The organism is Amycolatopsis sp. cmx-4-83 (assembly GCF_046548815.1).
In the GTDB taxonomy this organism is placed as follows: domain Bacteria; phylum Actinomycetota; class Actinomycetes; order Mycobacteriales; family Pseudonocardiaceae; genus Amycolatopsis; species Amycolatopsis pretoriensis_A.
Genome location: NZ_JAEBEF010000009.1, coordinates 127,613 through 145,243 on the forward strand (window position 1 = coordinate 127,613; position 17,631 = coordinate 145,243).

Consider the following 17,631-nt stretch of genomic DNA (forward strand, 5'->3'; position numbering starts at 1 on the left):
GCTCGCCGGCCAGCGCCCGGAGCAGATCGAGTGAAGACCTGGATCAGCGACCACCCGTGCGACAAGACCGCCCTCAAGATCGAGGCGGTCGTCGAGTGGATCGAGGCTCGCCGACGGGCGTTCACGACGCGGGAGGCGTTCCTCGGCGCGCAACTCAACCCCGAGGAGCGGTGGGAGTACCCGGACCCGTCGCACTCGACGACGTACCGCACGATCCGCGAACTCGAGCGGCGCGGCCTCGTCGTCCGGGTGACGAAGCACAACGCGAAGCCGGCGCGCTGGATCGCGATCGACCACAAGGAGGCCCTGTGATCGACATCATCGACCGGATCGACGAGGTCACGTCGTCGGTGTGCGGCTGGTGCTCGGCCAAGTTGACCGCTGACGACTACTCGGGGGACTTCTGCAGCGAAGGGCACCAGGAGAGCTGGAACCGGGACCGCGCCGGCCTGACGGCGACGGTGCCGCGGGTCGCCAGCGCGCTCCGCCACTCGCCGGACGGCGACGAGATCGTCGTCAGGATCGTGCCCGACATGTCGCGATTCGAGAATGCGCTACGGGTGGCGTTCGAGACGGCCGGGCCTTTCATCCGCGCGATCGCGGGCAACCGCATCAGCCACGCCATCATCGACGAGACCCAGCTCGGCGGTTGGACGGACGTTGGTTTCACCACCGGCGGCGTCCTGGAAGCAGATCCGGCCGCTGAGCAGTCCTCGCAGCCGACACGTGCCGAGCGGATGCAGGCCGCGCTCGAGGCGCGCCGCAACCGCAACACCGGCCCCCAGCACCGACCGCGCGCCCCCAAGAACCTCGGCGGAAGGACACCACGATGAACGACTGCGTCCTCGGCTGCGGCCGGCCCACCGAAACCCAACTCTGCACAGTGGACCTGAAGAACCTCCTCGACGACCTCCACGAAATCGAGACGCTGCTCCCGGACCTGGATGTCGCGGTGACGCGGCAGGCGAAGATCGGCGGAAGCAGCGTCGGGTTCGTGTCCGGCACGTCGGAGCAACGGATCCCGGTGCACCTGGGCGCGTCGGCGGTCGTCGCCGAACTGCGGGACAAGCTGGCGTTGTGGGTGCACACGCTGTGGGAGGAGAACGCGCCGCGCTGGCACCGCTGCTCGGCGTGCGGGACGGAGGACCGCGGCAGCGTGGGCGCTGACTGTGCGCCGGGGTGCCCGACGGAGTGGGAGACGCACGTCGACCCGCTGAACGTCGCGGTGCATCCGTTGCCGTTGTCGAAGTGGTTGCTGCGGCACCCGTCCTGGGTCGCCGGGCACACGGAGGCGGCCGGTCTGTACGACGATGTGACGACGGCGGTGCGGCACGCGAAGGGCGTCATCTACGGCCCGCAGGCCCGGACCTACCTCGGGATCTGTTCGGCGGCGATGACGATCACGGTGCCGTTGGAGACGGGCCCGGTCACGGTGACGTTGCAGTGCGAGACGGACTTGTACGGGCGGAAGGACCGGGATCGGATGGCGTGCCCGGACTGCGGCGCGGAGCATGACGTGGCGGTGCGGCGGAAGGTGATGCTGGACGCGATGGAGGACCAGCTGCTCACGGCGACGGAGTTGTCCCGGGCCCTGCCGTCCTACCTGGAGCAGCCGTTGACGGCCAGCATGGTCCGCGGCTATGCGCTGCGGGGCCGGTTGCTGGCGCATGGCACGGCGGACGCAGACCCGGACGACGGTGCCGTCGAGGGCGTGCTCGTGGTGGCGGGGCGTCGGCGGGCGCCGCGGTACCGGGTGGGGGACGTGCTCGACGTGCTCGCCGAGGTGTCCGCGCGGGAAGCGTCGTGACGGCTGTCGACGAGACCGTCGAGCTGATGCCGCCGCTGACCCGTGGCCTCGGCCGCGTCGACGGCGTGCCGCTGCAGCGCGGTCCCCGCTACCTCCGCACGCGGGAGATGGGCCGCTGGCACCGATCCCGGACGGCGTCTAACCTGGCGCGGTACGAGATGCCGGATGGTCCGGTCGCGCGGTGCGGCTGCGGCGGGACCGAGGATTGGTCGTGATGAAGGCCCCCGGCGTGTGCCGGGGGCCTTCTCAGTTCAGCGAGCCACGTGCCTGCTTGAGGTTGTCGTACCGCGCCTGCTGGTCCTCAGTGTCGGAGCCGTGCGCGGTGCGTTCGATGATAGAGCGGGCCGCCGCTTCAGGCGCCGGACTTGGCGGCGTCCTCGAATGCCTGGTTCAGCCCCATCACCCGACCCTGGATGGCGTCGAGATCGGTGCGAACGGCCTCGACCTGCGCGCTCAACGTGTTCGCGCCCTGCGTGTTGCCCAGCGCGCCGACTGCCGCGTTCTTGGCGTCGGCCAGTAAGTCCAGCGCGTACACGATGGACGCGACCGCCTCGCCGACCTTCTCGGTCTGGGAGCGGACGAGGGCGGCGTTTTCCTCGGTGGTGGCCAAGGTTCCTCCTACTGTTGGCGCCGGGGTGAGCCCGGCGATGTGGGTGGTGACGGCCCGCTCCCAGCGGCCGTGGTCGAACGGCTCAGCGTCGATGCTGGGCCGGTCGGTGCCAGCTGCGAGCGCGGCGACCGCCGTGTCGAGTGCGGTCTTCGCGTGCTGCTGGCGTTTGGTGAGCGGCGATCCGCCGTGGTGTGCTCTGGGCATGGTTCGTCCACAAAGGATTTGACGGCGGAGCGCCGGAAGGTGTCTGACGAGGGAGCCGTCGTCAACAGGGTCACGATCCCCTGGACGGCCACGCCTCCCGGCGCGACTCGTTTCGGCTCAGCTGGAGAAGATGTGGTCGCGCGGCGCCTCGTCTGCGCGGGTGTCGAGGATGGCGCGGGCGACAGCGGCGGTGGTCGGGCTGGGGGACGCGGCCATTCGGCGAAGGGCCGGGGCGGGCAGGTTCCGAAGCGATCGGGCGAGCACCGCGACCGCCTCGTCCTGGTCCACGGGATCTAGTCGTTGTTGCCGAGGTGGACGGTGTGTGCCCGGACGGCGTCCAAAGCGGACGCGAGCTGCCCGATCAGCAGCTGCAGCGCCTGCATCTCCATCGCTGCGGCGATCGCGGTGTCGGCACCTGGTCGGTCGCGGCGGTCGTCGTACAGCGTCGCGCTCTCCGCCTGCGCGGCGAGGACCTGCGCGAGCTGCCGGACGAGCTGTTCCATGCCGTAGACCGTGGCGCTGAGCCCGCCGACGACGCGGTGTGTGGTGGACGCCCAGCGCCACGGGTTCCGGCCGATGGTGGCGTGGTTGAGGTAGCGGACGAGTTCGCTGAGGGACGAGGTGGCGTCGGTGACGGTGTCATCGGTGTGCGGGCCGTCGATGTGGCAGTAGCTGGGGATCATGTCGACGAGGTGGCTGTCGGTCATCGTCTCTCCTGTGTGGATGGTGGCGCCCCCGCCCGGAGCCGGGGGCGGGGTGGGCTACTGCTGGTCGGTGATGTCCGTGGTGGTGATCTGGATGGTGTGGCCGTAGGCGGTGACGGTGAGCGGGCCGCCGCCGTCGGGGTAGGTGACGGTGGTGTCGACGTCGGCGACGTTCTTGAGCGCGACGTAGACGTGGGCGCGGACGGCGTTGGTGGCGATGGTGGCTTTGCTGGCGATGGGTGGGGCGTAGGGCTGGTCGGTCATCGGGGCCTCCGGGGCTCTCGCTTGGTTACCACACCAGTGTAGACACACCAGTGTGTGTAGTGCAAGTGGTGTAGACACAGTGGTGTACGCTTTGGTGATGGAAGACCCCGAGATCGAGGCCGAGCTGGTCGCCGCGCAGGCGGCCGTCGACAGCGCCAAGCAGGCGCGCATCCGGCGGCAGGACGCCGTCGTCGCGGCCCGGGCGGCCGGCTGGTCCAAGTACCGCATTGCCGCCGTGCTCGGCGTGAAGGGTCCTACGGTCGACTCGATCCTCCGGGCGGCCGACGACGGCAAGGAGAACGACCGTGGCTGAGTCCCCGAACTGCTCGAAGTGCGACCAGGCGCCGGCTGGCCCGGGCGGCATCCTGTGTCCGCCGTGCTTCACGAAGATCAAGGCCGTGAGACTGCCGGAGGTGCCGTGATGGACGACCTGATCACCTGGTTGAGAGCCCAGCTCGACGAAGACGAGCGGATCGCGACCCAGGACGGCGTGCTCGCGGGCGACACATGGCACGTGCTGGAGCTGCTGCCGGGCCGTGTGACCGCCGAGGTCATGCGCTTGGGCGGCACTGTGGCGAAGCTGGAGGAGCACGACGCCGAGCACATGGCCCGCCATGACCCGGCTCGCGTGCGTCGCGAGGTTGAAGCCAAGCGGGCCATCATCGACATGCACCAGCCTGACATCCAGTTTTCGAGCGATCAGCAGTTCTGCCGCAAGTGCGCAACGGGCGACTCGTGCGACGACTGCCTCGACTACTCGACCCAGGTCTGGCCGTGTTCGACGCTGCGCTTGCTCGCCCTGCCCCTCGCGGACCTACCAGGCTACCGAGAGGAGTGGAAGCCGTGACCGACCTGACGCCGCTGGCGAAGCGGCTCACCGACCGCGCGTTCGACCAACTGGAGACCGCTGCCCGCGACCGCGGCGAACCGGGCTTCGAGTACGCCGACCTTCAGCGCGCGGTGGCTGCCGTGTTGCGCGAACTGGTGGCGCGCGACGTCTACCGCGGCGAAGCCGACTACGAGAAGGTCGCCGACGAGCTCGAAGGAAAGCCGGTCGAGCAGTGGCACCTTAGAGGACGAACAGAAGCGCCGGATGCCGGAGAAGACCATCACCACGGCCGATGGGCACACCTACCCGCTCGTCAGCACACCCGGCGCGCAAGCCTACAAGGATGGCGTGCTGATCTACGAGAACGGCCACTTCGTCGACGAACCGGACCAGCAGCCGTGACGCACGCCTATGAGGATCGCTGAGCGGTGCACTGCTGCGCCCCGTGTTGGTTCATCGACCACTCGCCGGCCCGCGCGAACCCCAGACGTCCCAGCACGACGTCGTAGTCCTGGTCCGACTCGAACGTCGTCCACGCCTCCAGCTCGTGGTTCAGGCGGTGCACGAACAGCGTCGGCGCGCCATGGTCACCAGCGACCACGGTCACGGCGAACGAGGGCGAGAACGTCATGCCTGGAGTATGCGACAGCCCTTGCAAGTTGTCGAACGTATGTTCTACGGTCGGGATGGTCGGGCCCGTCAATGCATCCCCGTGGGGGGCCCGGACACTAGCCGATCGGCAAGCGGGGAACCCTTCGACCACCACAACATGTAGTGGCGCCGAACCCTTCGCGAACACTACGAGAAGGGTTCCCCGAATCCTTCGAATGGACTCACCCATTTAAGGGATCCCCGAACCCTAGGGGGAGGGGGAAGGGGAAGTGGTTCTCTTACGTTCCTGAGGTGGTTGAGTTTCTGGGTCGCGCACGCGTGAGCGTCCGCGCGCGTACACGCGCACGCGAGACCCGCCCCGACCGCCGACGACCCGCTTGACGACCCACGCCCGGCCCGGCTACCTTCGCCGCCATGACCCGACCGCAGCCCACCGCCGCCGACGCCCGCCGCGTCGCCGCCCCGGCTGCCGTCGTCGAGTCCCACCCCTCATCCCGCTGAACTCCACTTCGGACAGCGAGGGCTCCGGCTGGGTTGGTCCGGCCACCGGCTTCGAACACCGGGATGGGGCGTGAAAGCGCAGGGGTTCGACTCCTCAGCCCTCGGCCAAGATCCGCCATCACCCGCTTGTGCCCCTTGACGTCGACCAGCGCGAACGCTACTTTCCCCTAAGATCCACAGGAGTGGCATGGTCGAGCACCAGCTCCCCGCCACCCGCAGGGGCGAACCAGGCGCCTCACGTCCACGCCCCGGACGCCAGACACCACCGGACGCGCCGCCTTCCGCAGCAAGCACCCATCCACCCTCGGTGGCCGGTCACATGCAGGGCCGACCGCCCCAAGGAAACCCGGGGCGCGGACCGGGCAAAAAGCCCTGCGAAGCCGTCGAGCGAGTGACGTCCCGCCCGGCGCACGGCTGCCCTGCCGGGAGACGGGACCGGACTTCGTGAGTCGGACCTACCCGGTGGGGGCAACCGCCTCGATCAGCCGCACAACCTCCGGAGGCGACGCCGCGGTGGCCAACCAGCTCCCAAAGCTCCCCTCCATCCACGACGATCACCGCTGCGACTACGTCGCCTGCCTCCTCTGCGGCGAGCCCGGCAAGGTGCTGGTCGGCGTGTGGCTCGACATCGCCCTCGACTGACCACGAAAGGGCAGGCCCCCATGCCCGAACATGCCACCGGCACTCCGCCACCCGAAGGCGCCACCCTCGTCGTCAGCTCGCCACTCCACGACGGACGCTGGCACGCGATCTACGAGCACGGCTTCAACGAGACCCAACTCGTCATGCCGAAGGGCACCAAGCCGCCGAAGACCTGGACCGCCCTCGCGCTCCACGTGATGACCCTCGAAATCCAGGTGCTGCACGTCCCGAGCATCTGCCTGACCTGCACCTGCGGCTGGCTCCTCGAACTCGGCACCCAAGGCGTCAGCCCCACCGACGTCGTCACCAGACAGGTCGCCCACCTCGACGAGTACCGCACCTGAGCCGTGCCGGTCCACACCTGCACCCGACCCGGCTGCCCCGAGAAGTCCGAAGACCAAGACCACCGCGGCCCCTGCCAACGCCACGCACGAGCCGACCGCAGACACCGCGCACGCACCACCCCCACCAAACGCACACGCGACTGGACCGAAATCACCCGCCGACGCGCCACCGTCCGCGCGTGGCGGGATGAGCACGGCGACTGGTGCCCCGGCTACAACCGGCCCGGCCACGCGGCCACCGACCTCACCGCCGACCACATCACCCCGGTCGCGCGAGGCGGAGCACCCGACGGTCCACTCCGAACTCTCTGCCGGTCATGCAACTCGGCACGAGGCGCACGACCCTGACCACGCTGACCCGACGCCCCCATCGGAGACACACCATGCCCAGCCCGAGCAGGGCAGATCCTCCGGCGCTGGAAGTTCCAGGCTGAGCGGGCCTGAGAGCCACGCACCCCACGCGCCCGGCCAACCGCGCCAGCCCACCACCTCTGGGCAGAGGGCGGCACAGCTGGCCACCCGCACCGCGGCCACACGGCAGGGTCAACAGCACGGCACCAGAGCAGCAGTCGATCACTAGTAGTCGATCACAAGATGATCAAACAAAGATCGACAACACATGATCAATACCACCTGGGGATGCCCCCTCCCCCCAGGTCAAACGCACGTTCGCCCCGGGCAAGGGCGGATCTCGCGTGGACGAAACTCCAGACCCGCCGTAACCGGGAGGTGGCAGATGGTCAGCGAAGAGGGCATGGACCAGTTCGCCGACCGGCTCAGCGCAGCGATCACCGCGGGCATCCAGGCTGGCGAGCTCGGCGAGGACACCAGCGGCATGCCCGCTGGCTTCGTGCTGGTGGCCACGTACTACGACTCGACGGGCGACATGCGGACGGCGCTGACGGTGAACAACGGCGCCCGGACACACGAGACCCTCGGCTTGCTCGCACTGGGTACAGCGGTGTGGGAAGACGAAGCGCGTGCCTGGGTTCGGGGCGAGTGATGGCGACGACCGGCCGGCCGACGAAGCCCACGAACCTCGCCGTCCTGCACGGCGACCGCAAGGACCGCATCAACACCGCCGAGCCGAAACCGTCCACCGTGGACGTCGCGCCGCCCAACTGGCTCGGCGAACAGGCCGTGAAGGTCTGGAACACCTTGGCCGCCGACCTGAAGGCGAAGGGCGTGCTGACCGGGTGGGACGTCGAAGCGTTCGCGTCGTGGTGCGACGCAGTCGTCCGCCGCCGCCACGCGTCGAAGCGGCTGCAGGTCGAGGGCGAAGTGATCGAGCTGCCGGTCTTCAACAAGAACGGCGAGGAGACCGGTCACCGGTACGCGAAGAACCCGTGGACGCTGGTGCTGAACGAGGCCGACGCGCAGATGCAGAAGTACGCCGCCCGTTTTGGACTGACTCCTTCCGACCGGGCGGCTCTGTCCATCGGGGAGGCGTCCGGCGATGCAGACGACGACCTCCTCACCGGCTAGCTGGGACCTCGAGGCCCGCTGGCGCCCCGACGACCACACGGGCCCGGTGTGCAGCTACACCTTCCGCGGCAACATCTGCCCGAAGTCCGGCGCGCACTACTGCGAGCCGCGCGCCGACCGGGTCGTGACGTTCTTCGCCCGGATGCTCGTACACGTCAAGGGCCCGCTCGTCCGGACGCCGTTCATCCTGCTGGACTGGCAGGAGTTCGAGATCATCCGGCCGCTGTTCGGCGAGGTCCAGTGGTCGCACGAGTGGGGCACGTACGCGCGCCGCTACCGCATCGCCTACATCGTGGTGGCGCGGAAGAACGGCAAGTCTGAGATCGCGGCGGCGATCCAGCTGTACATGCTCGTCGGCGACGACGAGGAGTCCGCCGAGGTGTACTGCGCGGCGAAGGACACCAAACAGGCCGGGAAGGTGTTCGAGCCCGCTTTGCGGATGACGCAACTGTCGCCCGCGTTGTCGAAGCGGCTGGTGCACAACAAGAACGCGCGCCGGTTGATCGACGAGAAGTCCGGGTCGCACTACGAGATCCTCACGGCGGACGCTGAGGGCGAGCTGGGGCACAACCCGCACGCGTTCAACCTGGACGAGGTGCTGTCGCAGCCGGACGGGTCGATGTGGGAGGCCATGACGACCGCGGCCGGCGCGCGGCTGCAGGAGTTGCTGTACGCGACGACGACCGAGACCGACGACGACTCCAGCTTCGGCGCGGACCTGATCGACGAGGCGGAGAAGACGCAGGAGGACCCGGCGCGGGCGCCGCACGTCTTCAGCTTCGTCCGGAAGCTGCCGCACAGCCAGGACGAGTTGGACCGGCTCCGCGAGACGTTCCCGGGGCACCCTCACCTGCCGGTCAGCTTGGATCCGTTCGAAGAGGCGAACTGGAAGTGGCCGAACCCGGCGCTGGACCAGTTCAAGTCCCGCGACGCGATGCGCCGGCAAGCGCTGGACGCGCGGAACGACCCGGCGAAGGAAAACGGGTTCCGGCAGTTCCAGACGAACCAGCGGGTGCAGCAGAAGTTCCGCTGGATGCCGATGCACCTCTACCGCGGCAGCGGTGGAGACGCGAACGACATCTGGTTGCGCCCGGACTACCACCGCAAGCGGCTCCTCGGGAAACCCGGGTGGGCCGGCTTCGACCTCGCCGCCCGGTCGGACCTGACCGCGTGGTGCACGCTGATCCCCGAGAAGCAGTGGATTCACGCGCTGTGGCGGTTCTGGCTCCCCGAGGCGGCGCTGCGGGAGCTGGACAAGAAGAACGACGACAAGTTCTCGAAGTGGGTCAAGCAGGGCTGGATCACGTCGACCCCGGGCCCGGTCCTCGATTACGAGCAGGTCTACACCGACGTCGCGAAGGACGCGGAGGATTTCGACCTGCTCGCCGCGGACTGCGACGTGTGGTCGTCGGCGCCGGTGATCCAGCGGATCGAGAACGACACCGGGCTGTGGGAGATCGAGGCCTACAAGAACGACTTCAGCTCGATGACGCTGGGGATGAACGAGCTCATGGCGCTGGTCAAAACCGGCCGGTTCCTGCATCACGGCAACCCGGTCGCCGAGTTCTGCTTCGACTCCGTCGAGGTCCGGAAGGCGCCGTACAACCCGGACCTGATCCGGCCGGATAAGCCGGAGCGCGGCAAAGTCGGGAAGCGGATTGATGGGGTGCCGGCGGCGGCGATGGCGTGCAACGCGATGCTCCGCGAACCGTACGAAGAAGAAGCGCCGCAAGAACGTCCGAAGATCGTGATTTCGAGCCGGGGGAGGTCCGCGTGAAGCTGTCCGACCTCACCCCGGACGAGTGGTACGCACGGCTGTCGAACCGCATCTCCGAGCAGCGGAAGTACGCGCTGCTGTGGTGGCAGTACATGAACCTCGAGCAGCCGCTGGTGTATGTCGCTCGGATCATCGCAGAGCAGGACGGCCGGTTCCCGCCGCTGCTGCTCCCGTGGTCGGAGCTGGTGATCCAGTCGGTGGTGGAGCGGCAGAAGTTCGAGTCGTTCCTGCTCGCCGAGAAACCCGTTCCCGAGCTGGACAAGTCGTGGCAGGACAACAACCTCGACGAGCTCTCCGACGAAGCGCACATGGCGATGCAGGTTGGCGGCCTGCACTTCCTGATGGTCGGCCCGGACGGCCCGGGCGGCAGCCCCATGGTCACCACCGAGTATGCCGACCAGGTCGCCGTCGAACTCGACCCGCGGACTCGACAGCCGGTCGCCGGTCTGAAGATGTATCAGGAGGACGTCGGGATCGGGAAGAGCGAAGACCGCGCCTTCCTGTACCTCCCGCACGTCCCCACTGTCGCCGGTGAGTCCGGTCCGTGCCGGGTCTTCGAGCTCGACAGCCAGTGGAAGATGCGGGAGATCGAACCGCTCGGAGACTGGTCCCGGGTCATCGCGGAGGACCCGTCGCTGCCGTCGGTGCCGCTGGTGCCGATGCTGGCCAATCCGCGCCGCGGGCATGGCCGCTCGGACCTGGTTCAGCTGAAGCCGGCATTGGACGGCGCCAACCAGTTCGCGACGAACCTGATGGCCGCCGGCGAGCACCACGCGGTCGGCCGGAAGTGGGTCGTCGGCGCCACGGAGAAGGACTTCGTCGACGAGTCCGGCAACCAGATCCCGCTGTGGAAGGTCGCCATGGGCGACGTGTGGGGCATCCCCCACGCCAAGGCGACCGCCCGCGGCGAGCAAGCGCCCGAAGTGAAGGTCGGCCAGTTCGCCGCATCCGACCTGCGGAACTTCCACGAGTCGCACAAGCTACTAGCTCAAGTCGCCGCGTCGGTCTACGGACTGCCGCCGTCGTACATGGGGTACGCGAGCGACAACCCGCCGTCGGCTGAGTCGATCCTGTACTCGATTGAGCGTCTGGTGCTCCGCACGGGGAAGCGGAACCTGTGGGCTGGCGGGTCATGGAAGCAGGCTGGCCGGATCCAGTACGCGATCCTCGAGAAGGATCCGTCGTCGATCGCGGCGATGGAAGCGAAGTGGGCGAACCCGGCGACGCCGACGCTGGCATCCAAGATGGACGCCGCCCTGAAGGGCGTGCAAGGCGGGATCATCGACAACGAGCAAGCGTGGGTCGACATCGGGTACAGCGAGGAGACCAAGAAGGGTCTGCGGATGCGGATGGGGCAGCGGTCGGCGCAGTTCCAGCGGGCCGCGTTGAACCTGCGGAACATCGACGTCGGCGCGGGCCAGGGCACGGACACCGGCCAGCCGGCCGACACGGGAGCGGGAAATGCCCCTGCCGTCGTCGGTTCGTGACATCGTCCAGCCCTACGCCGACGACCAAACCGCGCTGACCCACGAAGCGATCGGCCGGATCGAGCGGGCCAGCCGGTACGGGGCGACGAACCCGGAGCGGTGGCGCGACGCGATCGCCGACGTCGGTGAAGACCTCTTGGCCTTGCAGGTCGAGATGGTCACGGGCGCCGACGACTACGTGACCGCGCTGCTCGAGGAGCAGGGCGCCCCGGTGCTCTCCGGCCCGGAGCTCGCGCCCGAAGGCTTCGCGGATATGACCGCCGGTGGCGGTTCGTGGCTGAAGAACCTGATCTACGCGCCGATCTCGGTTGGTCGCACGGCCCGCGAGGTCGGGGTTGACGAGGCGCGGCGGCACGCGGACCTGGTGGCGATGTCGATCGTCTCGACCGGCATGCAGGACGCCGGCCGGGCGGCGGTCACGGCGATGGGTACGAGTCGGGGTGCGAACCGGTACGTGCGGATGCTGAACGGCAAGTCGTGTCCGCGGTGCGCGATCCTGGCGGGCCGGGTGTACAAGGTCAGCGCGTTCAAGCGGCACGACCGGTGCGACTGCCACAACGTGCCGTCCGTGGAGGACACGGCGGACGACTGGCGCACGGACCCGAAGCAGTACTTCCGGTCGCTGTCCACGAAGGACCAGGACGACATCTTCGGTGAGGCGGCGGCGAAGGCGATCCGCGCGGGCGCGGACATGTCGCAGGTCGTGAACGCCTATGAGGGTGTGACGACGGCGACGTTCGCTGGTCGTGAGATCCAGTCGACGACGGTCGGTACGACGCGGCGCGCGGTGTTCGGCGGGTACGAGGTGTTGCCGGATGGTCGGTTCCGGAAGCGCGCGGACTCGGAGCTGCGGAAGGTGAAGGGTTCGCACTACCGGCGGGCGAAGGTGCCGCGGTTGCTGCCGGACGAGATCTTCGCGCTGGCGGAGGAGTTCGACTGGGACCGCGATGAGATCCTGCGGCAGCTCCGCCGATTTGCCTACCTGCTCTGAGAAGCGGAGCGGGTGCCCCGGGATGGGGCTGTACAGGAAGAAGGTGGGCGGGATGCCCAAGGAGAACATCAACGACATGACCCAGGACCGCTGGCGCGCCGAGGTGTCATGGCGCCCGGAAGAGCGGGTCTGCACCTGTGGCGCGATCTGGTCGGCGCCGGTACCGGACTGCTCCGAGTGCGGGCGCAAGGACGTGCCGATCACCTCGGGTCACGTTCAGCTGGCCTCGGTCAACCTGGACAGCCCGTTCGAGTTCCACGCGGAGTCCACGGCGAGCGGGTTCGCCGCTCCCGAGCCGTTCGACGGCTGGCGGGTCACGCTCGACCAGCGGGCCATCGAGCGCACGATCGATGCGCTCGTCCGCGCGGGAGCGGCGGCGTTCCCGACCTGGAAGCGCGACTGGTCCACGCCAGACATGTCCGCCCCCGGCCCGGAAATCGTCTGATGCCAGGCCAGATCAGGCTGACGGAGATCACCACGGAACTGCTCCGTCTGCGCGACGAGTACGACGACCTCGTCATCGCCACGGTCTCCGCCAATGTTCCGACGTACGAGGCGGCCCGTCGCGCCCGTAAAGCGATCGACGACCTGATCGACGAGCACGAGGACCTGGTGCAGATCCAGCGGCGGTACGCCCGCAGCTGACGCAGCGCCACGACTTCCCCTGACCGCGACGGTCAGGAGAGCAACACCCGCCCGGACACGCGACGTGCCGCGCGGCTTTCCCCCGGCTCGACCGCGCGACGCGGCGAGACGCCCACCCGATGGAGGACCGCGCGATGCGGAACACCACCCTGCCCGAACTGCCCACCCACCCCACGATCATCGACCCGCGCACGGGCGAACCGCTGCGCGCCGTCGCGATCGTCGGCGGCCGCCCCGTCTGGCCGATCATGGGTGCCTCCGACCCCGTCCCCGGCGGCGGCCAGCCCCCGGCGGCACCTCCCGCGCCGCCGGCCACGCCGCCCGCACCGAACGGCCAGGGCGCGACGCCCGAACCGCCGGACGAGCCGCTCGGCGAAGCTGGCAAGCGTGCCCTCGAGGCCGAACGCCGATTCCACGCCGAGGCCGTAGCACGCGCCGAGGCAGCTGAGCGAGAACGTGACGAGCTCAAGACCGCGACCCAGACGGACCACGAGAAGGCCGTTGAAGCTGCCCGCGCCGAAGGGCGCGCGGAAGGAAACGTGCGCCTGACCCGTGCCGTCGTCGAAGCAGCGGCAGCAGCAGCCGGTTTCCACGACCCGGGCGACGCCGCCGTGCAGCTGCGCGACCGGCTCGCCGAGGTCAAGGTCACCAAGGACGGCGACGTCGACCGCGCCAAGGTCAACGAACTCGTCGCCGAGCTCGCGAAGAACAAGGCCTATCTCGTGAAGGCCCCGGGCGCGACGCCCCCGGCCGCACTCCCCGGGCAGGGGAACCACCAGCCGGCACCGAAGTCGGGCGCCGCCGCCGGCAAGGCCGAAGCGGAACGCCGCTTCGGCAAGAAGTCCTAGACACCCCTGAAAGCGAGTCCATCATGACCTCGATCGAGGTGCAGACGACCAGCTACCAGGTCGAGAAGCGGTCCTGGCTGCTCAGCCAGCACGGCACCGACCCGGGCACCACGCCCTCCATCACCCTCGACGTGTCCGCGTTCACCCCGGCCGTTCACTACCCCAACGGGTTCATCCCGTCCGGCACCGCGCTGGCGAAGATCACCGCGAGCGGGCTGTACGGCCCGTACACCGTGTCCAACGAGGTCCAGACCCTCACCGAGGGCGGCTCCGGCCTCACGTCGTTCACCGTCACCTGGAACGGCCAGACCACGGCGAGCCTCGCCGCCGCGGCGACCGCCGCGCAGGTGCAGGCCGCGCTCGAGGCCCTGTCGAACATCGGCGCCGGCAACGTCGTCGTCACCGGCAACGCCAGCGGCCCGTACACGGTGACGTTCCAGGGCGCGCTGGCCGGCACGGACGTCGCGGCGATGACCACGACCCCGACCGGCGGCACCGGCACCGTCACCGTCGCCACGGCGACCGCGGGCGGCACCGAGGGCACCGGCGGCCTGGACGTCTGCAAGGGGCTGCTGTTCAGCTCGGTGAAGGTCCCCAACCTGGCGGACACCACGAAGGACGTCGGCGCGGGCCTGTTCGTGCACGGCTTCGTGAAGCTGTCCAAGCTGCCGTTCGGCCTCAACGCCAACGGGCAGGCCGACCTCCCGATGATCCACTTCGTCGCCTGACCGGCAAGGAGCCTGACATATGATCATCTTCGATGGGCCGGTCACGCCCGACGCCCTCACCACCTTCGTCCGCGAGGTCCCCACCCCCGCCGACCAGGTCCTCAACCAGCTGCTCCCCGACAAGTACTTCACCAAGAACAGCATCGACTTCGCCGAGCTCACCCGCACCAACCGCACCGCGCGGTTCCGCGCCTTCGACGGCCGGCTGCACGTGTCCGAGCGGGACACCGAGCTCACCAAGACCGTGAAGCTGCCCCCGCTGTCGACCTCGCTGAGCATGGGCGAGCTCGAGCGCCTGAACCTCGAATTCGCGCGCACCGGCGGCACGAACAACGCGGCGATCATCGACGCGATCTACGACGACGCCACCAGCCTCACCCGCGAGGTGCAGGCCCGCATGGAGCAGGCCCGTGGCGACGTCCTCACCGACGGCAAGTTCACGCTCGCCGGCGAGGGCGGCCTGTTCCTCGAGGCCGACTTCGGTGTCCCGGCGAACCACTTCGTCTCCCCGGGTGTGCCGTGGTCGACCGTCGCCTCGGCGACGATCATCGCGAACCTCAGCGCCTGGGTCGACACCTACGTCGCCACCAACGGTTTCGCGCCCGGCGGCATGGCGATCTCCCGCCGGATCCTGAACTACATGCTCCAGAACGCGGAGCTGCGGACCCTCGCGGCGAGCTTGGTCGGCACGCCCGGCCTGATCACCCGCCCGGGCCTGGACGCGGCGCTCGGCGCGTACGGGCTGCCGCCGATCCAGATGGTCTACGACACGGTCGTCGACGTCGACGGCGTCTCCACCCGCGTCATCCCCGACGACCGGGTGATCTTCGTGCCGCCGAACGTCACCGACCTCGGCTACACCGCGTGGGGCGTCACCGCCACCTCGCTCGAGCTGGTCAACTCGCAGGCCGCGGACCTCAGCTTCTCGCAGGCGCCCGGCATCGTCGGCGTCGTCGAGAAGTCCGGCCCGCCGTACCGCGAGTTCACCTACGTGGACGCGGTCGGGATGCCGGTGCTGGCGAACCCGAAGCTGCTGATGATCGCCGACGTGGCGTAGGGGGTGACGGACATGGCACGGTTGAACACCTTCGTGCACGTCGTCGCCGTAGACGCGGGCGGCGCGCAGCAGGCCGGTACGTTCGGGCCGCCCGACGAACTGCCGGCCTGGGCGGCCGCGGCGATCACGAACCCGGACGTCTGGGACGGCGACCCGCCCGCGGCCGACCCGGAGCCGGCGGCACCCGCCGGCGAGGGCGACCCGCCCGTCGAGCCGCCGCGGCACGGCAAGGGCAGCAGCGTCGAGGCGTGGCGCGAGTACGCCGGGAAGCTCGGCTGGTTCGAGTCCATCCCGGAGAACGCGAGCCGCGACGACATCGCCAAGGCGATCGACGACGAGCGCGAGCGCCGCGCCGCCGAGCAGAACCAGGAGTGATGCCGGGTGGCCACGTATGCTTCGCCCGCTGACGTGGCCACCCGCCTCGGCGTCACGTTCACCGACACCGAAACCGACCAGGCGAAGGCACTGATCCGCTACGTCTCGGCGATCATGCGGAAGCGCCTCGCCGACGTCGGCGCGAACCTCGACACCGGGCTCGCGGCCAACACGATCGAGCGGGACCTCGCCGAGGCCGTGTGCGTCGACGTCGTCACGCAGGCCGTGTCGGTGAAGCAGGGCGTGAAGTCCGAGGCGCACCCCGAGTACACGATCGTTTTCCAGGACGCCACGACCGCGGGCCTCGACCTCGCCGCTGACCAGATCGGACTGCTGACGCCGACCGGGCCGAGCGCCGACGAAGTCCGCGGCAAGGCGTTCTCCGTCCACCCCGGATAGAGGGATCTGAGCATGGCCGACGAGACGACGCAGACCGAAACCGAGATCGAGCAGGCCGGCGAGAACCCGGCGACCGCGCATCAGCCGGCCGAGACCGTGACGCGGGTGTACGACGCCGAGGGGCGGGAGCACTTCGCGTCGCCGACGTCCAAGTTCGTCGGCGACGGGCTGGCCGACGGCACGCTCACCACCGAACCGCCCGCGAGGACCGACGAGTCCGGCGGCGAGCAGCGCACCGAGGAGGTGCCCAGTGGCGCCGAAACTGGATCAGCAAGTCACGATCACGAACCCGGGACCGGCGACGGGACCGCCGAATCCGGTGACGGGCCGGCCGACGCCGGGAACACCGGTGGACGTCGTCGAACCGGCAAGGCTTAGCCAGAAACCCGTCGTCGACGTCTCCGCCGCCACCGAGTTCCGCGGACAGCAGTCCACCGTCCTGTCGAACTGGACGATCCTCGTCGGCCCCAGCTCGGCGCTGACATCCGAATCGGTCGTGACCGACGAGCTCGGGCAGCGGTTCGAGATCGTCGGCGCCGTAGCGCGGCGGCCGCAGCACAGACCCGAGTTCCTCGCCGCCGCCGCGCGGCTCATCTCCGACATGCAGAGCTAGGAGCGCCACGATGGCAGCGACCCTGATCACCCCCGCCTACCTCGACCACAAGACCGCCGTCGTCAAGCCCGCGCCGGTCCCGTGCGACACCGTCAACGGCAACCGGATCCCGAACAGCGGGCACCTCGCGCTGGAGATGATCGCGTCGGCCGGCGGCACGGTGACGGTCACGTTCCCGAAGAAGGTCGACGGCCAGACGGTCACGCCGCTGACCTACACCTTCACCGGCGCGCAGACCCGCCTCGCCGGCGGCTGGCCGGTCAACACCTACGGGTCCGAAGTGCTCGTGACCGGTTCGGTGAACACGATCACGATCGTCGCGACCGACGCGGGCTGAGCGATGGGCATCCGCGTCACGCTGTACCGGGCCGAACTTCTCGCCGAGGCGCGCCGCATCTCCACCGATCGGCGCGTCGAGATCGCGCACGAAGCCGCCGGTGACGCTGTCGGGGACGCACCGGTCCTGACTGGCGAGTACCGGGACGGCATCAGCGTCGAGACTGACGGCGACCGAGTGTCCATCGTGGACAGCGACCCGGACGCCATCTATAAGGAGTTCGGAACCTCGGATACTCCTGCGCACATGACGTTGGTGAACGCGGCGTCCCGCTATGGCAGGTACACGGGTTGGCAAGCGCGCGGCCGCTGATCAGAACCTGCATCCATCCCGGGTGTCAGGACGACCGCGACGGTCGTCACCGCAAGTGCC

Annotated in this window: 31 protein-coding genes; 26 read left to right on the forward strand and 5 right to left on the reverse strand. The window is 69.2% G+C overall.

Annotated elements, in window-relative coordinates; genetic code table 11:
• Positions 1-30 precede the first annotated feature (30 nt).
• Genes ACLJQM_RS27945 through ACLJQM_RS27960 form a run of 4 tightly spaced genes read left to right on the forward strand, consistent with a single transcriptional unit; the run spans position 31 to position 2,022 of the window.
• Positions 31-312, forward strand: a complete 282-nt coding sequence (locus ACLJQM_RS27945; protein ID WP_410633343.1) for a hypothetical protein — start codon at positions 31-33, stop codon at positions 310-312.
• Positions 309-833, forward strand: a complete 525-nt coding sequence (locus ACLJQM_RS27950; RefSeq protein ID WP_410633344.1) for a hypothetical protein — start codon at positions 309-311, stop codon at positions 831-833. The genes ACLJQM_RS27945 and ACLJQM_RS27950 overlap by 4 nt, the downstream gene beginning before the upstream one ends.
• The gene (locus ACLJQM_RS27955) at positions 830-1,807 is read left to right on the forward strand and encodes a hypothetical protein (protein ID WP_410633345.1); all 978 of its coding nucleotides are present in this window, start codon (positions 830-832) and stop codon (positions 1,805-1,807) included. Before ACLJQM_RS27950 ends, ACLJQM_RS27955 begins: the two co-directional genes overlap by 4 nt.
• Positions 1,804-2,022 (forward strand): hypothetical protein, encoded by a 219-nt coding sequence (locus tag ACLJQM_RS27960; protein ID WP_410633346.1) that lies wholly within the window; start codon positions 1,804-1,806, stop codon positions 2,020-2,022. The genes ACLJQM_RS27955 and ACLJQM_RS27960 overlap by 4 nt, the downstream gene beginning before the upstream one ends.
• A 137-nt stretch (positions 2,023-2,159) precedes the next feature.
• Here the strand turns inward: ACLJQM_RS27960 and ACLJQM_RS27965 are convergent, their stop codons facing one another.
• From ACLJQM_RS27965 to ACLJQM_RS27980, 4 genes are all read right to left on the reverse strand, one after another.
• Complete coding sequence (locus tag ACLJQM_RS27965; protein WP_410633347.1) at positions 2,160-2,621, reverse strand: hypothetical protein; 462 nt, start codon at positions 2,619-2,621, stop codon at positions 2,160-2,162.
• A gap of 117 nt (positions 2,622-2,738) precedes the next feature.
• Positions 2,739-2,909 carry a hypothetical protein gene (locus ACLJQM_RS27970; RefSeq protein WP_410633348.1) on the reverse strand — a complete coding sequence of 57 codons (171 nt, stop codon included), beginning with the start codon at positions 2,907-2,909 and terminating at the stop codon, positions 2,739-2,741.
• Positions 2,910-2,914: 5 nt separating this feature from the next.
• Positions 2,915-3,328: a hypothetical protein gene (locus ACLJQM_RS27975; protein ID WP_410633349.1), complete on the reverse strand. Its 414-nt coding sequence runs from the start codon at positions 3,326-3,328 to the stop codon at positions 2,915-2,917.
• Between the two features lie 54 nt (positions 3,329-3,382).
• Positions 3,383-3,589 carry a hypothetical protein gene (locus ACLJQM_RS27980; RefSeq protein WP_410633350.1) on the reverse strand — a complete coding sequence of 69 codons (207 nt, stop codon included), beginning with the start codon at positions 3,587-3,589 and terminating at the stop codon, positions 3,383-3,385.
• A gap of 97 nt (positions 3,590-3,686) precedes the next feature.
• Between ACLJQM_RS27980 and ACLJQM_RS27985 the strand changes: the two genes are divergently transcribed.
• From ACLJQM_RS27985 to ACLJQM_RS27995, 3 genes are all read left to right on the forward strand, one after another.
• The gene (locus tag ACLJQM_RS27985) at positions 3,687-3,902 is read left to right on the forward strand and encodes a hypothetical protein (protein ID WP_410633351.1); all 216 of its coding nucleotides are present in this window, start codon (positions 3,687-3,689) and stop codon (positions 3,900-3,902) included.
• Positions 3,903-4,010: 108 nt separating this feature from the next.
• Entirely contained in the window at positions 4,011-4,436 is a 426-nt protein-coding gene (locus ACLJQM_RS27990; protein WP_410633352.1) for a DUF6221 family protein, read from the forward strand.
• On the forward strand, positions 4,433-4,843 hold the full coding sequence (locus ACLJQM_RS27995) for a hypothetical protein (protein WP_410633353.1): 411 nt from the start codon (positions 4,433-4,435) through the stop codon (positions 4,841-4,843). The genes ACLJQM_RS27990 and ACLJQM_RS27995 overlap by 4 nt, the downstream gene beginning before the upstream one ends.
• Here the strand turns inward: ACLJQM_RS27995 and ACLJQM_RS28000 are convergent.
• The gene (locus ACLJQM_RS28000; protein ID WP_410633354.1) at positions 4,828-5,049 is read right to left on the reverse strand and encodes a hypothetical protein; all 222 of its coding nucleotides are present in this window, start codon (positions 5,047-5,049) and stop codon (positions 4,828-4,830) included. The genes ACLJQM_RS27995 and ACLJQM_RS28000 overlap by 16 nt on opposite strands.
• 995 nt (positions 5,050-6,044) lie before the next feature.
• Here ACLJQM_RS28000 and ACLJQM_RS28005 point away from each other — a divergent pair.
• From ACLJQM_RS28005 to ACLJQM_RS28095, 19 genes are all read left to right on the forward strand, one after another.
• A complete protein-coding gene (locus ACLJQM_RS28005; protein WP_410633355.1) occupies positions 6,045-6,173 on the forward strand; it encodes a hypothetical protein in 129 nt (42 codons plus the stop codon).
• Positions 6,174-6,193: 20 nt separating this feature from the next.
• On the forward strand, positions 6,194-6,517 hold the full coding sequence (locus ACLJQM_RS28010) for a hypothetical protein (RefSeq protein WP_410633356.1): 324 nt from the start codon (positions 6,194-6,196) through the stop codon (positions 6,515-6,517).
• A gap of 3 nt (positions 6,518-6,520) precedes the next feature.
• Complete coding sequence (locus tag ACLJQM_RS28015) at positions 6,521-6,865, forward strand: HNH endonuclease signature motif containing protein (RefSeq protein WP_410633357.1); 345 nt, start codon at positions 6,521-6,523, stop codon at positions 6,863-6,865.
• Positions 6,866-7,253: 388 nt separating this feature from the next.
• Positions 7,254-7,520: a hypothetical protein gene (locus ACLJQM_RS28020; RefSeq protein WP_410633358.1), complete on the forward strand. Its 267-nt coding sequence runs from the start codon at positions 7,254-7,256 to the stop codon at positions 7,518-7,520.
• Entirely contained in the window at positions 7,520-8,002 is a 483-nt protein-coding gene (locus tag ACLJQM_RS28025; RefSeq protein WP_410633359.1) for a phage terminase small subunit P27 family, read from the forward strand. The genes ACLJQM_RS28020 and ACLJQM_RS28025 overlap by 1 nt, the downstream gene beginning before the upstream one ends.
• A complete protein-coding gene (locus ACLJQM_RS28030) occupies positions 7,974-9,779 on the forward strand; it encodes a terminase large subunit (RefSeq protein WP_410633360.1) in 1,806 nt (601 codons plus the stop codon). Before ACLJQM_RS28025 ends, ACLJQM_RS28030 begins: the two co-directional genes overlap by 29 nt.
• Positions 9,776-11,266 (forward strand): hypothetical protein, encoded by a 1,491-nt coding sequence (locus tag ACLJQM_RS28035; protein ID WP_410633361.1) that lies wholly within the window; start codon positions 9,776-9,778, stop codon positions 11,264-11,266. The genes ACLJQM_RS28030 and ACLJQM_RS28035 overlap by 4 nt, the downstream gene beginning before the upstream one ends.
• A complete protein-coding gene (locus ACLJQM_RS28040) occupies positions 11,241-12,257 on the forward strand; it encodes a hypothetical protein (RefSeq protein WP_410633362.1) in 1,017 nt (338 codons plus the stop codon). The genes ACLJQM_RS28035 and ACLJQM_RS28040 overlap by 26 nt, the downstream gene beginning before the upstream one ends.
• Before the next feature lie 52 nt (positions 12,258-12,309).
• Positions 12,310-12,702, forward strand: a complete 393-nt coding sequence (locus ACLJQM_RS28045; RefSeq protein ID WP_410633363.1) for a hypothetical protein — start codon at positions 12,310-12,312, stop codon at positions 12,700-12,702.
• Positions 12,702-12,902: a hypothetical protein gene (locus tag ACLJQM_RS28050; RefSeq protein WP_410633364.1), complete on the forward strand. Its 201-nt coding sequence runs from the start codon at positions 12,702-12,704 to the stop codon at positions 12,900-12,902. Before ACLJQM_RS28045 ends, ACLJQM_RS28050 begins: the two co-directional genes overlap by 1 nt.
• Positions 12,903-13,036: 134 nt before the next feature.
• Positions 13,037-13,750 (forward strand): hypothetical protein, encoded by a 714-nt coding sequence (locus ACLJQM_RS28055; protein WP_410633365.1) that lies wholly within the window; start codon positions 13,037-13,039, stop codon positions 13,748-13,750.
• A 23-nt stretch (positions 13,751-13,773) separates the two neighbouring features.
• Complete coding sequence (locus ACLJQM_RS28060; protein WP_410633366.1) at positions 13,774-14,478, forward strand: hypothetical protein; 705 nt, start codon at positions 13,774-13,776, stop codon at positions 14,476-14,478.
• A 19-nt stretch (positions 14,479-14,497) separates the two neighbouring features.
• Positions 14,498-15,535 (forward strand): major capsid protein, encoded by a 1,038-nt coding sequence (locus tag ACLJQM_RS28065; protein WP_410633367.1) that lies wholly within the window; start codon positions 14,498-14,500, stop codon positions 15,533-15,535.
• 12 nt (positions 15,536-15,547) lie between these two features.
• Entirely contained in the window at positions 15,548-15,910 is a 363-nt protein-coding gene (locus ACLJQM_RS28070) for a hypothetical protein (protein ID WP_410633368.1), read from the forward strand.
• Positions 15,911-15,916: 6 nt separating this feature from the next.
• Positions 15,917-16,309, forward strand: a complete 393-nt coding sequence (locus tag ACLJQM_RS28075) for a Gp19/Gp15/Gp42 family protein (protein ID WP_410633369.1) — start codon at positions 15,917-15,919, stop codon at positions 16,307-16,309.
• 12 nt (positions 16,310-16,321) lie between these two features.
• Positions 16,322-16,687: a hypothetical protein gene (locus tag ACLJQM_RS28080; protein ID WP_410633370.1), complete on the forward strand. Its 366-nt coding sequence runs from the start codon at positions 16,322-16,324 to the stop codon at positions 16,685-16,687.
• Complete coding sequence (locus tag ACLJQM_RS28085) at positions 16,659-16,922, forward strand: hypothetical protein (RefSeq protein ID WP_410633371.1); 264 nt, start codon at positions 16,659-16,661, stop codon at positions 16,920-16,922. The genes ACLJQM_RS28080 and ACLJQM_RS28085 overlap by 29 nt, the downstream gene beginning before the upstream one ends.
• 10 nt (positions 16,923-16,932) lie before the next feature.
• The gene (locus ACLJQM_RS28090; protein WP_410633372.1) at positions 16,933-17,259 is read left to right on the forward strand and encodes a hypothetical protein; all 327 of its coding nucleotides are present in this window, start codon (positions 16,933-16,935) and stop codon (positions 17,257-17,259) included.
• 3 nt (positions 17,260-17,262) lie between these two features.
• On the forward strand, positions 17,263-17,571 hold the full coding sequence (locus ACLJQM_RS28095; protein ID WP_410633373.1) for an HK97 gp10 family phage protein: 309 nt from the start codon (positions 17,263-17,265) through the stop codon (positions 17,569-17,571).
• Positions 17,572-17,631 lie beyond the last annotated feature (60 nt).

Bases quoted from the DNA above. Each gene is read 5' to 3' on its own strand.
- ACLJQM_RS27955 (WP_410633345.1), top strand. From the start codon at position 830: ATGAACGACTGCGTCCTCGGCTGCGGCCGGCCCACCGAAACCCAACTC.
- ACLJQM_RS27965 (WP_410633347.1), bottom strand. From the start codon at position 2,621: ATGCCCAGAGCACACCACGGCGGATCGCCGCTCACCAAACGCCAGCAG.
- ACLJQM_RS27975 (WP_410633349.1), bottom strand. From the start codon at position 3,328: ATGACCGACAGCCACCTCGTCGACATGATCCCCAGCTACTGCCACATC.
- ACLJQM_RS27980 (WP_410633350.1), bottom strand. From the start codon at position 3,589: ATGACCGACCAGCCCTACGCCCCACCCATCGCCAGCAAAGCCACCATC.
- ACLJQM_RS27985 (WP_410633351.1), top strand. From the start codon at position 3,687: ATGGAAGACCCCGAGATCGAGGCCGAGCTGGTCGCCGCGCAGGCGGCC.
- ACLJQM_RS27990 (WP_410633352.1), top strand. From the start codon at position 4,011: ATGGACGACCTGATCACCTGGTTGAGAGCCCAGCTCGACGAAGACGAG.
- ACLJQM_RS28000 (WP_410633354.1), bottom strand. From the start codon at position 5,049: ATGACGTTCTCGCCCTCGTTCGCCGTGACCGTGGTCGCTGGTGACCAT.
- ACLJQM_RS28010 (WP_410633356.1), top strand. From the start codon at position 6,194: ATGCCCGAACATGCCACCGGCACTCCGCCACCCGAAGGCGCCACCCTC.
- ACLJQM_RS28020 (WP_410633358.1), top strand. From the start codon at position 7,254: ATGGTCAGCGAAGAGGGCATGGACCAGTTCGCCGACCGGCTCAGCGCA.
- ACLJQM_RS28025 (WP_410633359.1), top strand. From the start codon at position 7,520: ATGGCGACGACCGGCCGGCCGACGAAGCCCACGAACCTCGCCGTCCTG.
- ACLJQM_RS28030 (WP_410633360.1), top strand. From the start codon at position 7,974: ATGCAGACGACGACCTCCTCACCGGCTAGCTGGGACCTCGAGGCCCGC.
- ACLJQM_RS28040 (WP_410633362.1), top strand. From the start codon at position 11,241: ATGCCCCTGCCGTCGTCGGTTCGTGACATCGTCCAGCCCTACGCCGAC.
- ACLJQM_RS28045 (WP_410633363.1), top strand. From the start codon at position 12,310: ATGCCCAAGGAGAACATCAACGACATGACCCAGGACCGCTGGCGCGCC.
- ACLJQM_RS28050 (WP_410633364.1), top strand. From the start codon at position 12,702: ATGCCAGGCCAGATCAGGCTGACGGAGATCACCACGGAACTGCTCCGT.
- ACLJQM_RS28055 (WP_410633365.1), top strand. From the start codon at position 13,037: ATGCGGAACACCACCCTGCCCGAACTGCCCACCCACCCCACGATCATC.
- ACLJQM_RS28060 (WP_410633366.1), top strand. From the start codon at position 13,774: ATGACCTCGATCGAGGTGCAGACGACCAGCTACCAGGTCGAGAAGCGG.
- ACLJQM_RS28065 (WP_410633367.1), top strand. From the start codon at position 14,498: ATGATCATCTTCGATGGGCCGGTCACGCCCGACGCCCTCACCACCTTC.
- ACLJQM_RS28070 (WP_410633368.1), top strand. From the start codon at position 15,548: ATGGCACGGTTGAACACCTTCGTGCACGTCGTCGCCGTAGACGCGGGC.
- ACLJQM_RS28080 (WP_410633370.1), top strand. From the start codon at position 16,322: ATGGCCGACGAGACGACGCAGACCGAAACCGAGATCGAGCAGGCCGGC.
- ACLJQM_RS28090 (WP_410633372.1), top strand. From the start codon at position 16,933: ATGGCAGCGACCCTGATCACCCCCGCCTACCTCGACCACAAGACCGCC.
- ACLJQM_RS28095 (WP_410633373.1), top strand. From the start codon at position 17,263: ATGGGCATCCGCGTCACGCTGTACCGGGCCGAACTTCTCGCCGAGGCG.